General features: G+C 55.9%; 11 protein-coding genes. 1 reads left to right on the forward strand and 10 read right to left on the reverse strand.

Annotated elements, in window-relative coordinates; genetic code table 11:
• Positions 1-170: 170 nt before the first annotated feature.
• Together buk and AC6IY8_RS11450 are read right to left on the reverse strand one after the other, a co-directional pair.
• Positions 171-1,277, reverse strand: a complete 1,107-nt coding sequence (gene buk, locus AC6IY8_RS11445; protein ID WP_497774600.1) for a butyrate kinase — start codon at positions 1,275-1,277, stop codon at positions 171-173.
• Complete coding sequence (locus AC6IY8_RS11450) at positions 1,274-2,251, reverse strand: bifunctional enoyl-CoA hydratase/phosphate acetyltransferase (protein ID WP_497774601.1); 978 nt, start codon at positions 2,249-2,251, stop codon at positions 1,274-1,276. Before AC6IY8_RS11450 ends, buk begins: the two co-directional genes overlap by 4 nt.
• Before the next feature lie 303 nt (positions 2,252-2,554).
• Between AC6IY8_RS11450 and AC6IY8_RS11455 the strand changes: the two genes are divergently transcribed.
• On the forward strand, positions 2,555-3,022 hold the full coding sequence (locus AC6IY8_RS11455; RefSeq protein ID WP_497774602.1) for a helix-turn-helix domain-containing protein: 468 nt from the start codon (positions 2,555-2,557) through the stop codon (positions 3,020-3,022).
• Between the two features lie 9 nt (positions 3,023-3,031).
• Here AC6IY8_RS11455 and phoU read toward each other — a convergent pair whose 3' ends face one another.
• The 8 genes from phoU to AC6IY8_RS11495 all read right to left on the reverse strand — a co-directional run bounded on the left by phoU (position 3,032) and on the right by AC6IY8_RS11495 (position 12,698).
• The gene (phoU, locus tag AC6IY8_RS11460) at positions 3,032-3,727 is read right to left on the reverse strand and encodes a phosphate signaling complex protein PhoU (RefSeq protein WP_497774604.1); all 696 of its coding nucleotides are present in this window, start codon (positions 3,725-3,727) and stop codon (positions 3,032-3,034) included.
• Complete coding sequence (gene pstB, locus AC6IY8_RS11465) at positions 3,727-4,488, reverse strand: phosphate ABC transporter ATP-binding protein PstB (protein ID WP_497774605.1); 762 nt, start codon at positions 4,486-4,488, stop codon at positions 3,727-3,729. Before pstB ends, phoU begins: the two co-directional genes overlap by 1 nt.
• A gap of 20 nt (positions 4,489-4,508) precedes the next feature.
• The gene (pstA, locus tag AC6IY8_RS11470) at positions 4,509-5,369 is read right to left on the reverse strand and encodes a phosphate ABC transporter permease PstA (RefSeq protein ID WP_497774606.1); all 861 of its coding nucleotides are present in this window, start codon (positions 5,367-5,369) and stop codon (positions 4,509-4,511) included.
• Positions 5,362-6,369 carry a phosphate ABC transporter permease subunit PstC gene (pstC, locus tag AC6IY8_RS11475; protein WP_497774607.1) on the reverse strand — a complete coding sequence of 336 codons (1,008 nt, stop codon included), beginning with the start codon at positions 6,367-6,369 and terminating at the stop codon, positions 5,362-5,364. Before pstC ends, pstA begins: the two co-directional genes overlap by 8 nt.
• Positions 6,370-6,483: 114 nt before the next feature.
• Positions 6,484-7,806 (reverse strand): TolC family protein, encoded by a 1,323-nt coding sequence (locus AC6IY8_RS11480; protein WP_497774608.1) that lies wholly within the window; start codon positions 7,804-7,806, stop codon positions 6,484-6,486.
• Positions 7,806-10,940: an efflux RND transporter permease subunit gene (locus AC6IY8_RS11485; protein WP_497774609.1), complete on the reverse strand. Its 3,135-nt coding sequence runs from the start codon at positions 10,938-10,940 to the stop codon at positions 7,806-7,808. The genes AC6IY8_RS11480 and AC6IY8_RS11485 overlap by 1 nt, the downstream gene beginning before the upstream one ends.
• Positions 10,940-12,202 carry an efflux RND transporter periplasmic adaptor subunit gene (locus tag AC6IY8_RS11490; RefSeq protein ID WP_497774610.1) on the reverse strand — a complete coding sequence of 421 codons (1,263 nt, stop codon included), beginning with the start codon at positions 12,200-12,202 and terminating at the stop codon, positions 10,940-10,942. The genes AC6IY8_RS11485 and AC6IY8_RS11490 overlap by 1 nt, the downstream gene beginning before the upstream one ends.
• Positions 12,203-12,383: 181 nt before the next feature.
• Entirely contained in the window at positions 12,384-12,698 is a 315-nt protein-coding gene (locus AC6IY8_RS11495) for a hypothetical protein (RefSeq protein WP_497774611.1), read from the reverse strand.
• Positions 12,699-12,925 lie beyond the last annotated feature (227 nt).

The raw sequence follows: 12,925 nt of genomic DNA on the forward strand, positions 1-12,925 counted from the left end.
CAGTAAACATGAGATGTAATCCAAGCGAAACATAAGCCACTACCAGAGTGGCTCGCCTGGTACTTGGAAACAATGCGGAGGAAGCCGTAGTTGACCCAGAGTTGCACCTGAGGAGAGTAGCTGCATCCTAAGCAAACGACAGAGCCGGATCCAATCCGGCCCTGCTCGTACTAGGCCATCACTACAGAAGCAGACTTTGGCGCCTCGAACTCTCGACTCGACTCCTGATTGCGAATGACTCGCAGAGCGCCTTCCACGAGCGCACGAAGTTCATCTTCACCCGGATAGATCTTTACGGGCGCGATCCACTGCACCGCATCGGTAATGGCTGAGGTCAGACGGGCGCTATGCGACATGCCTCCGGTAAGGAGAATGGCGTCCACCTGTCCATGAAGCACGCAGGCCATTGCTCCGATCTCCTTCGCAATCTGGTAGGCCATGGCGCGGAACACAAGGCTCGTACGGTCATCTCCACGGTCCATGCGCTGCTCGATCTCTCGCAGGTCGGCGGTGCCTAGATAGGAAATGAGACCGCCTTCGCGAGTGAGCATGGTCTCTACCTGCTTGCGCGTGTACTTGGCGCTAAAGCACAGCCGAACCAATTCGATGGCGGGCACCGAGCCTGCTCGCTCAGAAGAGAAAGCGCCCTCTTCGCGTGAGTTGGTGGCGTCGATCATGCGTCCGCCAGCGTGCGCGCTGATGGTGTGTCCGCTGCCAAGATGAGCTACTACAAGGCTCAGATCTTGATACTGCCGTCCTGCTTCGGCTGCATACCTGCGCGCGATGGCTTTGGAATTCAATGCATGCGAGAGACATGGGCGCTCGAGTTGCGCGCACCCGGAAAGACGCGCCTCGTCCGTCCATTCATCCACCGCAACGGGATCGACGATATATGCGGGGACGTTAATTCGGTCCGCAATCGCATGGGCGAGAAACGCGCCGAGATTCGATGCATGTTCTCCGCGCTCAGCCCGCCGCAGTTCGTCCAGCATCGCTTTGTTCACGCGATAGGTACCGCCCTGAAGCGGATGCAACAGTCCGCCGCGTCCCACGACGGCAACAAGTCCATCCAGCCGCATGCCGCTCGCTTCCAACTCATCCTGCAGGCACTGCAGGCGCAACTCCATTTGCGAAAGAATGTCGGAACCACACGACGCAAGGTCCGCCTTGGTGTGCTGCAGACTGCGCACCAGCAATGGTTCAGTGTCGCTGTAAAGTCCAAACTTCGTGGACGTGGAGCCGGGATTGATGGCCAGAAGATTCGGACGAGCGGTCATGATTGCACCTCATTCGACTTGCGATGATTATGTGCTTTGAACAGAACTCCGAGTGCGATGGCGTTCACCTTGTCATCAGAACTCTCGACCCGTGACGGAATGAGAACTGGAACGCGAGCGCCGACGACGACGTGCGCACATTGCGAGCCACCAAGATACTTCACTGCTTTGCCGAGTAAGTTTCCGGCCTCGATATTCGGTACGACGAGACAATCAGCTCTGCCTGCCACTGCACTGGTAATCCCCTTCGCCTGGGCCGCACTGAGCAGTAGAGCATTGTCCAACGCCAGCGGACCGAAGACCTCTGCGTCTCCAAACTCACCGCGCTCACTCATGGACGTCAGTTCCGCTGCGTCGAGAGTAGACGGCATGGAATCAGTGACAGCCTCGGTCGCGCTCAGTATCGCAATCCGCGGGCGCTCGATGCCGATGCAATGCAGAACATCGATTGCGTTCAGCACGATTTGTCGCTTTTGATCTAATGTGGGCAGCACGTTCAACCCGCCATCGGTGATGCCGACCAGCCGGGCCTCGCCCGCGAGCGTGTCTTCGTACAGGAGCACGTCGCTAAGAAGACGTCCGGTGCGGAGTCCTGCTGCGCGATCGAGCAATGCACGCAGCAGTTGGTCTGTGCGCAGATGCCCCTTCAGCAATATCTCGGTGTCACGAGAGGCGGCCATCTTGCACGCGAGCTTCGCAGCCTCAACGGGCTCTGGTACGTGGATGATCTCGGTTTCGAGCAAGGCCTCGTAACCGAGTTTGCGTGCTCGAGCGCGGATCTTCTCAGCATCTCCGAGCAGTTGCGGCGTGGCTATCCCGAGCGCAAGAGCGTCGGACGCAGCACCGAGCGCTACGTCGTCTTCCGCACAGACGATGGCAACACGTACGCGTCCGGCAGCACGGGCCTGCTCTCGAAGTTGAAGGAAGTTGCGAATGGCAAGTGCCTCGGGGGGCGGTGTCGAAATTCCAAGCATGAACGGGTCCCTTTTTCCGGTTGGAAAGCTTGCCCCAGCCTCAAACGAATGTCTGTGCGCTGTGTCACTTGGGAATGGAAACCCCGGGCCCAGTCTGCTGCTCAAGGGGTGAGCCATCTCACCCCAAGGTGCGGCATTTTCCCGTTTCTCGCGCTCCTGCTCCAGAAAGCTATTCATCTTTAGCTTCTGTAATCTCCTGAAATAACTATGTTTATCGCAGAATCCCAATTCAGCACAGATTGGCATGCAATTTGCATTGTCACATCAGGGAGAGTTATGCCCCGCAGTGAAGGAGAGGTTGTAATGGAGAACACATACACGCCGGAGCCTGTTTCCGCAGAGCGATTGGCGCCCCGACCAGGCGCGCCCAAGAAGATCAAGATCGGGGAAGTCGCTCGCCACTTTGACGTGTCTGTCGATTTGCTGCGTCTCTACGAGCGTGAGGGGTTACTTATTCCTCTCAAGTCGTCCAAAGGGACTCGCTATTTCACCGAAGACGACTATCCCTGGATTGCCACAGTGCTGCGCCTGGTGCGAGAAGCTGGACTGAATTTTGCCGGCATCCGGCACTTGCTTGCGCTACTTCCCTGCTGGGATATTCGCCAGTGCGGGGATCACAAGCACCACTGCAACTCGACATCCGGCGCTCACACCCCGTGTTGGAAAAACCAGAACTGCTGCAAGCCAGGCGACTGCTATGCATGCGACGTGTATCGTTCGGCTTGCCAGTGCGAGAATCTGAAGGCCTTCGTCGTAGCTGGTCCGGCATAAGGGCGAGTCTTACTGACTGCGTGGCGCGTCCGCGTCCGGTTCCTGCGAAAAGCGCACGTTGTGGCGGACATCGGCTCCGCTGATCCAGAAGATCACATCCTCGGCAATGTTCGTTGCGTGATCCGCTATGCGCTCGAGAGCACGCGTGATCAGCAGGATATCCATATAGGGCCGTATCTTGTCGGGATTGTTCTTCATCTGCTCGACGAGTACCACGAACGCTTCGTCCTTCATGCGGTCAACGATGCTGTCCATCTCCAACACAGCTTGTGCAACATCGGCTTTTGCGGAAAGAAACGACTCCAAGGCGCGACGCACCATCGTGGAGACCGCAGCAGTCATTCGCGCGATATCCACGGGGACGTCGATCTCGGGATCCTGAAGCAGATCGAGCGAGCGTTGCGCAATGTTGACGGCAAGATCTCCGACGCGCTCCAAGTCTGAGTTGATCTTCAGCACGGCGAGCACAAATCGTAGGTCGGTGGCCATGGGCTGCTGCATTGCAAGCAGATCCACCGCCATCTCGTCGATATCGCGTTCGCTCTGGTTGATCATTTTCTCGCGCTCGAAGACCTGCTGAGACAGACGTCCGTCGCGTTTGCGATATGAGTCCGCAGCGAGTTCGATGGCAGCCTCAGCCATGCCGCCCATCTTGAGCAATCGCTCCTTCAGTTCATCCAAACCATTCTGAAATCGGCTACGCATTATCCGAACCTGCCCGTGATGTAGTCCTCCGTACGCTTGTCGGAGGGAGTGGTGAAGATTCGCTCAGTCTTGTCGTACTCGATGAGCTTGCCCATCAAGAAAAAGCCCGTGTGATCCGCCACGCGCGCAGCCTGCTGCATGTTGTGCGTCACGATCACGACAGTGTACTGCGTCTTGAGTTGAAATATGAGTTCTTCGACTTTGCCAGTCGAGATTGGATCAAGCGCGCTGGCAGGCTCGTCCATGAGCAGCAGTTCCGGCTGCACGGCCAAGGCACGAGCTATGCAGAGCCTCTGCTGTTGGCCTCCGGAAAGCGATGCACCGGATTTCTTCTTCAGCACATCTTTGACTTCATCCCAGAGTGCAGCCATGCGCAGCGAGTGCTCGACGATCTCATCCAGTTCGCGGCGGTTGCTATAACCGTTGAGTCTGAGACCAGCAGCCACATTGTCGTAGATCGACATCGTCGGAAACGGATTCGGCTTCTGAAACACCATCCCGATGCGGCGACGCACATCTACGGCAAGTGTCTTGGATCCGTAAACATCAATGTCACCAACCTGCACCGAACCGCTCACGCGCGCATCGGGGATGGTTTCGTGCATACGGTTGAGGCAGCGAACGAATGTGGATTTTCCGCAACCGGACGGACCAATCACGGCGGTCACTGCATTTGCACATATCGATATATTTATTTCGTGCAGCACCTGGGTTTTGCCGAACCAGGCATTCAAATCTTTTACTTCAATTCCGACACCCATCGGTGAAGGCTCCTTGCTATCTAGGCGTGGTCCATGCGTCCACGACTCGTGACGGCGCGCACGGCGGAAACGGCGATGACGATCAAGACAATCAATATCAAAGCTCCTGCCCAGGCCTGACGATGCCATTCATCAAACGGCGAGATGGCGTAAGCAAAAATCTGAATGGGCAGTGCTGCGGTAGGTTGATTGGGGTTGAGATTCCAGAACTGGTTTCCGAAGGCCGTAAAAAGCAATGGAGCCGTTTCACCGGCAACGCGAGCGAAGGCGAGCATCGCTCCGGTTATCACACCCTTGGAAGCTGTTCTCAAAGTCACCTGCAACGTCGTTCGCCACTGCGGAATACCAAGCCCAAGCGCCGCCTCGCGAATCGTATTCGGCACCATGAGCAACATCTCTTCGGTCGTGCGCGCAATTGTGGGAATCATCATGACGCCCAGAGCTACGCCGCCGGAGAGCGCCGAAAAGTGCTGCTGCGGCAGTACAACCAAAGCATATACCGCGATACCGACGACGATAGAAGGCACTCCGTTCAACACATCGGCGGTAAAGCGGACGGCGGTTACGAAGCGTCCACGACCGAACTCCGCCAGATACACTCCGGTGCCGACCCCGAGCGGCACGCCAATAACGGATCCAAGCCCGAGGATCATCAAGGACCCGATGATTGCATTCGCCATGCCGCCTCCGGTCTCACCGACAGGACGGGGCGTATGTGTTAAGAAGTCGAGATTGATGGCACCGATTCCCTTGTAAACCAGATAGCCAAATATCGCTGCTAGTGGAGCCAGCACGAGTATTGACGCCAGTCCTGACAGGCAGACGAAAACATAATTTGAAATGCGGCGAACGAAGCTGAGTTGGTGAGAACTTTTAGGCATTGGCTCTTACCGAGTGCCCGCGAGTGATGGACCACACGAGCAGGCGCGCACATGCATTCACAATGACAGTTACGATGAGGAGAACCAGACCGATCTCGACCAGAGCGCTGAGATACAAATCATCTGTAGCTTCCGAAAATTCATTAGCGATGACCGAAGCCATCGTGTATCCGGGAGCAAACAGGGAGCGTGCGATCTCCGGGCGATTGCCGATCAGCATGGTCACGGCCATGGTTTCGCCAATGGCGCGACCGAGTCCGAGAATGATGCCACCCATGATGCCGGCGCGAGCGTTACGCAACACTGCCATGCGCACCATCTCCCAGCGTGTGGCGCCGAGAGCGAGCACTGCCTCGCGCTGACTCTGCGGCACGGCAACAAGAACTTCGCGAGTGATCGAGGCAATGATGGGAATGATCATGATGGCCAGGATGATTCCGGCGGCCAGCATGCCGATACCAAACGCCGGGCCTTCGAAGAATCCAATCCATCCCAGGTAGCGGGTGAGCAACGGTTGCACAGTATTGCGCAGGATCGGCGCAAGAACAAAGATGCCCCACAACCCGTAGATCACTGAAGGGATGGCTGCGAGCAACTCGACCGTAAACGAGATGATGCCTCGCAATTTGCGTGGGCACAGTTCAGTGACGAAAATCGAAACTCCGACAGCCAGAGGTACGGCAAGAATCAGCGCGACAAATGAGGAAACCAGCGTTCCGTAGATGAACGGCATGGCGCCAAACTCACCGGACACCGGGTCCCACACGCGACCGGTAAAGAAGGCGAATCCAAAACGTGAAATCGAAAGGCTTGAGCGCTGCGTCAGTTCATAAAAGAACAATACCAGCACCGCTATGACCGAAAGAGAACACAGCAGCAGTGAGTATCGAAATGCTACGTCAATGTACTTGCTGGCCTTGCTCGCATGAAGGTGAATTTTCGGCGCCTGAGACAGGACAGCATGAGGCCGTTTACGTTCAGCCTCATGAGCCTCTGGCACAGGGAAATTGCTTATAGGACGAAAATTCGGATTCGGACTGATGCTCACAGATTCACGGTATCAAACCATTGTTAACATCAGATGAATGCGACGCCATGTAAGGTGAAACTCTCGTCACGCTCCCGTTTCGAAACGAATGATGGCCTGAGAAAGCAGATATTCGTAACGAGCCTTGGCCGCTTCGATTTCCGCTTCGGTTTCAGACAGTTGCGCCTGGCTCACCTCCACAATCGAGCCAAGGCCAAGTTTGTACCGCGTCTGTGCAAGGTCGAGCCCCAGTTTCGTTTGCTGTAGAAGTGACGCAGTGACTGCCAGGCGATGAAATGCCGTATTCGATGCCAGCCAACTACTCCGTACATCACGGCTAATGGAATTCTTCAATGCCGTGAGCCGCTCGTTTTCTGCTTCGGCCTGCAACTGCGCTTCGTGCGTCTGCGCAGAGATGCGGAACCCTGTGAAAACAGGAATCTCCACTTGGACGCCAACGGCTCCATACCACGGCGTGATGCGGTCTTCTCGAATCGGAGCCTGACCCACTGCACCGACTGCACGGATACTGGGAAGCGACTGCTCCCAGGCTGCGGTTTGTAACTTCCGCGCGGCCGCATACTGTAACTGTTGCGCCTTCACCTCTGGACGCTGAGCATAGGCCGTAGCAATGAGCGCAGAGACATCCGCAGCAGGAGGAGGAACGCCCTGAGCATCGTCGATCAACTCGAAGCTGGGCGGAGAGGAATAGCCGAGCAACTCAGCCAAACTGGCCAGTGTCGTGTTGTACTGGTTCTCCGCATCGAGCAGAAGCAATTGCGCCTGTTCGAGATTTGTAGTGGCGAATGCAACATCGAGTGTCGATTTCAGGTTGTTTTGCGCCAGCGTACCTACCTGGTCGGCAAGCAACTTACGTGACTCCACCGTTTGACGTGCCACGTTGAGCACCGACGCCGCGCCCAGTGCTCGATAAAACTCTCGATCAACCGCAAGCTTGATCTGGTTGGCGGTAGCAATTGAATTCTGATCGATGGCTTGCGCACGATAACGCGCGCTTGCCACCAGATTCTTCGTACGCCCAAAATCGGTGATCAATTGCGCAACCGTGGCACCGTAGGCTGCACGCTCGTAGATAACAGGATTATTGAGCGCCCCGGCCGAGATGCGATTGCCGTTGTTTGTGTCCACTGCCGTGAGACTCGTGCTGGCATAGGGCAACAGCGCGGCGCGAGCTTCGCGTGTTGCTTCGCTACTCGCCATGGCGGCGAGCCTCGCCACAGTGACATTGGGATTCTTACTAACCGCTAACTGTTCGGCCTGCCCCAAAGTTAGTCGAACTGTTTGCGTCTGAGGCGCGGGGGTAGGTTGGGGCAGAGTTGCCTGTGCGGCAAGCGTTTCGCATAAGAGCTCCAGTCCTAATAAGAGGAGAAGAAATTTCGAGCCTTGCATTACGCTTTCACCTTCTCGACATTCTGATCGTGACGATGCATCAGCAGGTAGGCTGCGGGCACCAGGAACACCGTTACGACCACTGATACGGAAAGTCCTCCGATGATGGCACGTGCCAGAGGCGCGTATTGTTCACTTCCGGCTTCAAGCGCCAGTGCCATGGGGATCATGCCAAGAATTGTCGCCAATGAGGTCATGAGCACCGGACGCAGTCGCATTCTGCACGCGGCCGCAAGCGCCTGCTCGATGGCCATGCCTTCTTTTCGCAGAGTGCGAGCCACATCGACGATCAGAATGCTGTTGGACACCACGATTCCAGCCATCATGATCACGCCCATAAGCGACATCACATTGAGCGTAGTCCGAGTCACCAACAAAAACACCATCACCCCGGTGATGCCGGGTGGAATTGCGAGCAGGATGATGAATGGATCCTTGAACGACGCGAATTGCGCCATCAGGATGAGGTACACGAGCACGATCGAAAGCAGCAGCCCAATTCCAAAGCTCTTGAACGACTGCCGCATGCCCTCAACCGAACCGCGCATCACGACACGCGTATTCTCTCCGGTCTTGGTGTCGTGAATGATCTTATCCACGCGATTGGCAAGGCTGCCGAGATCTTCTCCGGAAGGCGAGACGTAAACATCGATCACGCGTCGCAGCTGGAAATGATCGACTTCGGTCGGAGTGTTGATGGTCTTTACGCTCGAAACAGCCTGCAATTCCGCAGTGTTCACTCCTTTGCCTGACCGCAACGGAATCTGCTGCAAATCGCTCATCGACTGCACCTGCGTGATGGGGTACTGAACTGTGAGCATGTAGTTGTTGCCATTCTTCGGATCGACCCAATAGCTGGGAGCGATCATTCCGTTGGAGGTTAGTGCGGTGATGACGTTGTCAACGACTTCACGCGAGTTCAGTCCCAATCGACCCGCCATTTCTCGATTCACATTCAACTGAATGCCTGGATAATCGAGATCCTGTGGAATGAGAACATCGCTTACTCCACGCACTCCTCGAATCTTCTGCGCCAGTGCAGAGGCGGTCTTGTAAGCCTCGTGTATATCGTTGTCGCTCACCTGGATGTCAATTGGTGCGGGCAGTCCCATGTTCACCACCGAATCAACAAGTCCGCCGGATTGGAAGTAGGTGCTCAATTCAGGAAGATCGTCGGCGAGTTTCGCGCGTACGCGACGCATGTATTCGTAGCTGCCGAGACTGTGTCCTTCCTTGAGGCTCACCTGCACGAACGCGGTGTGCTGGCCGGAATTGCTGGTGTAGATCGCGGAGAAATCCGGAGTGATACCGATGTTCGAAACGATCATTCCAAGATCGTGCTGGGGCACAACCTGGCGAACGTCATCTTCGACATGCTTGACATACTGCTCCGTCAATTCGAGACGGCTTCCGGTAGGCGCCTTCAAATTAATGACAAACTGCCCGGGATCAGTACGCGGAAAGAACGCAACACCAAGCAGCGGATACAAGCCGAGACTGAACAAGCACACGCCAAGAATGCTCACCACCGTCGCGACGGGACGAAGAAGAGCGCGTCCGACTGCGATGTCATACCGGGCGAGAAGCCTGTTATAGACACGATCAAATCCAAGAACGAATTTCTTGAACAATGAAACGCGGGTACCAATCTCGTGATCTGCTTCTTCGCGATGAATGAACTTGGCACAGAACAGCGGAACGACAGTCATCGCTACCAGATACGAGGCAAACAACGAGAACACGACGGAAGCAGCCAAGGCCGTGAACAGGAATCGGCTGACTCCGTAGAGAAAGATGACCGGAAAGAACACGATGGCGGTTGTGAACGTAGCCGCCAGGACTGGAAGCGCAACTTCCCGCCCGCCCAGCTCGGCAGCGACTTCCGGTGGCTCACCCATTTCGAGGTGGCGGAAGATGTTCTCAAGGACGACAACCGAATTGTCGATGAGCCGCGAAAACGCTAGTGCCAATCCACCGAGCACCATGGTGTTGATCGTTCCGCCGCTCGCGTTGATCGCCATGAACGCAGCGAGTGCCGAGAGCGGAATCGAAAGCATGACGGCCAGCGTTGCGCGCATGCTCCCAAGAAATACGAGGATCATCACCGCCGTGAGCAGCAACCCAATGCCGCCTTCACTGCCCAGATTCGCAATCGCGGTTTTCACAAATACCGATTGATCGAACACCACTTTTGAAACCAGCGAGTGAGGGACGTCGAGCAGGCCAGCAATGTCCTTGCGTATCCCCTCAACCACGGAAATCGTATTGCTGTTGCCACCCTGCTTCAGGATGGGCAGGTAGACCGAGCGCTGACCATCGACACGAACAATGTTCGTCTGAATTGCGGCATCATCTTTCGCATTTCCGACATCCGCCACCACGACCTGAGCGTTGCCCTCGGTTTTGAGTGGCAGCCGGTTGATCTCGTCCATCGTGGGCAGTTGGCTATTGGTGTAGATGTTGTAGTCCTTCGGTCCAATGCGAACGTCGCCAGCCGGGAGAATCGCATTGGCATCATTCACCGTTCGCACAACATCCATGAGGCTCAACTGGTGAGCCTGCAATTTAACGGGATCGACATACACCTGAATTTGGCGGTACTTTCCGCCAAACGGCTGAGGAACCGACGCGCCAGGTACGTTCGCAACCTGATTCCGCACATTGAACTGTCCGAGGTCATGCAACTCGGTTTCATTCAGCCCCTGGCCTTTCAACGTAATCAGGCATACAGGCAAACTCGAGGCATCAAACTTCAGCACCACGGGAGGGAGCGTTCCTGGAGGCAGACGTCGCAACTGCGCCATTGCAAGATTCGAGATCGTACTTACGGCGGCATCGGCATTCGTGCCCGGCTGGAAATAGACCTTTACCAGACTCACTCCCGTAAGCGAGCGCGACTCGATATGATCGATTCCACTCCCTAGGGTGAAGAATCGTTCAAAAGGGTTTGTGATGTTGGATTCGATCTGCTGTGGCGGCATGCCCGAATAAAACGTGGCAACGACGACGACCGGAATGTTGATGTTGGGAAACAGATCCACGGGCATGCGCGCCACGGTTGCCACACCCACAACGAGGATGATGAGGCACAGCATAATGATGAAGAATGGGTACCTGATGGAAAAGCCCGACATTACTGGTCTCCTCCAGCATTGCCCCACTGCGCATTGGCCATGCGGCTAGGCTTGGGCTGTACCTGCTGCCCGGCCTGGTATGCATCGAGGTTGCCGACAATAACGCGGTCGCCTTCGCTAAGCCCAGCGATGATTTCCACTCGGGTTGGATCTTCCACACCGGTCTGCACGGGACGGGCTTGCACATGATTGGTGGTGTCGACCAGCAAAACGCTCGCCGCGCCGCTGCTACTACGATGGACGGCATTGATTGGAACAGTCAGCGCGTTGGGATGATTCTGCGTTTGGAGAGTTACTTCGGCAAACATGCCGGGTGAGAGTTTGTAGTCCTGGTTGGGGACATCGATCTCCACTTGCATGGTGCGAGTAGTGCGATCAAGGGAACCGGTGAATCGCGCAACCTTGCCGGGGAACTTCTCTCCGGTGGCCTGTACCCGTACCTCTGCCGTATCGCCCAGACGCAAGCCAGACACGACCGATTCGGATACAGGGATACGAAGGCGAAGCACGTTCACCTGAGCTACTTTCACCACAGGCAGCGAGGAAGAATTGGACGTGCCGGCCTGGATCAATGCACCAGTGTCAGCGTAACGCCAGGTCACAATGCCGTCGAAAGGTGCCGTGATATGCGAGTAGTCCTGCATAGCTGACACTTGCTGATGGGTGGACTTGGATACCTGCAACTGCTGCAACGCCGCCGAGAGCGCTGATTTCGCCACATCGACCTGCGCTTCAGAGGTGCGATCTTTCGCAAACGCATCGTCGAGCTCCTGCTGCGCAATCAACCCAGGACGCAGTTGTGCAGCCTGATGTAGGCGATCATAGGCCGCATGTACCGAGGCATGTGCGGCCTGCGCGCGCGCCACTTCGTTCTCTGCGCGCTTTATCTCGTCTTGACTATGAAGAACGCCTGCCGCCGCGCCCCGCACCTGAGCGTTCAGTTCAGGAACTTCGAGCAGCGCCAGAGTCTCTCCTGTGCGAACGTGGTCGCCGATATCGACGTTGATTTTCTTTATATACCCAGCGACTTTGGCGTGAAGCTCGACTTCCTGCCAGGGAAGAAATTCTCCGGCCATCGACAGGGAGTTTGCGACCGGTGCGCGCATCGCAGCTACGGTTGCTGCAACAGGAATAGAAGGTTGGGACGGCGCGGCGCTCGCTTCTCCTTGCGATTTCTTCGCCGAGAACAACAAGACCGCTCCGATCACCAATGCGGTAAAGGCAACTGCTATAGCGAGCAAACGTGCTTTCGAAATTCTCATACGTGCACAATCCAGTTCTGAACCGAGCCAGTCCAGCTCGGAGAAGACTATTGGCCGAAGCCAGTCAGCAAAAAAGGAACGCAGGAACTCTCGAATTAAGCACTCCGGTAAACAAACAGCTTTACGGGAACTGCAAACATCTGAATACCTGCTGCTGCCGAAAATGATTGCGCGGAACTACTCAGGCGATGGGAGGAGGAAGATTGAAGTAGCGCCCATCGAAACATGCGGAAGGAAGATCATTGGAACAGACCAGAACCACATGGCCGTGCTCGACTGGCGTGACAGCCAAACGGATGAGCATCGGCGATGTCCATACGATGTGATCAACAAGCAACTGGCGCTGCTTGGGAGTGGTCTTCGAGAACGCCGAGGTAGCCTGTGTCGCAGTTGAAACCGGGGATGTATAGATTGTGGTGAGCGCGAGCAAAGCCAGGATGACAAACGCCACCATGGCATTTCTGACGACTCGTCCATCCCTGCTTCGTTGCATCATCTCAGATTGGTTCGGCGTTGGTTCAAGTCTGACAAAAGTGAATGGATTATAGCAAGACTGAACGGTCTTGACTGCTTCCGAAATCGTCAATCCACAAAATGGCGACACTTCCGCCCTGAACAGAAAGTTAGACGACGCTGTTACGCCAACGTAAGCAATGCCAGAGATGTTGCTCCCGAGGACCTGCAGAGTTGCACCCGAACTGCACAAAATAAAACCAGCGTGAG

It is taken from the genome of Koromonas soli (assembly GCF_059726265.1).

Bases quoted from the DNA above. Each gene is read 5' to 3' on its own strand.
- pstB (WP_497774605.1), bottom strand. From the start codon at position 4,488: ATGGGTGTCGGAATTGAAGTAAAAGATTTGAATGCCTGGTTCGGCAAA.
- AC6IY8_RS11480 (WP_497774608.1), bottom strand. From the start codon at position 7,806: ATGCAAGGCTCGAAATTTCTTCTCCTCTTATTAGGACTGGAGCTCTTA.
- AC6IY8_RS11490 (WP_497774610.1), bottom strand. From the start codon at position 12,202: ATGAGAATTTCGAAAGCACGTTTGCTCGCTATAGCAGTTGCCTTTACC.
- buk (WP_497774600.1), bottom strand. From the start codon at position 1,277: ATGACCGCTCGTCCGAATCTTCTGGCCATCAATCCCGGCTCCACGTCC.
- phoU (WP_497774604.1), bottom strand. From the start codon at position 3,727: ATGCGTAGCCGATTTCAGAATGGTTTGGATGAACTGAAGGAGCGATTG.
- AC6IY8_RS11485 (WP_497774609.1), bottom strand. From the start codon at position 10,940: ATGTCGGGCTTTTCCATCAGGTACCCATTCTTCATCATTATGCTGTGC.
- AC6IY8_RS11495 (WP_497774611.1), bottom strand. From the start codon at position 12,698: ATGATGCAACGAAGCAGGGATGGACGAGTCGTCAGAAATGCCATGGTG.
- AC6IY8_RS11455 (WP_497774602.1), top strand. From the start codon at position 2,555: ATGGAGAACACATACACGCCGGAGCCTGTTTCCGCAGAGCGATTGGCG.
- pstA (WP_497774606.1), bottom strand. From the start codon at position 5,369: ATGCCTAAAAGTTCTCACCAACTCAGCTTCGTTCGCCGCATTTCAAAT.
- AC6IY8_RS11450 (WP_497774601.1), bottom strand. From the start codon at position 2,251: ATGCTTGGAATTTCGACACCGCCCCCCGAGGCACTTGCCATTCGCAAC.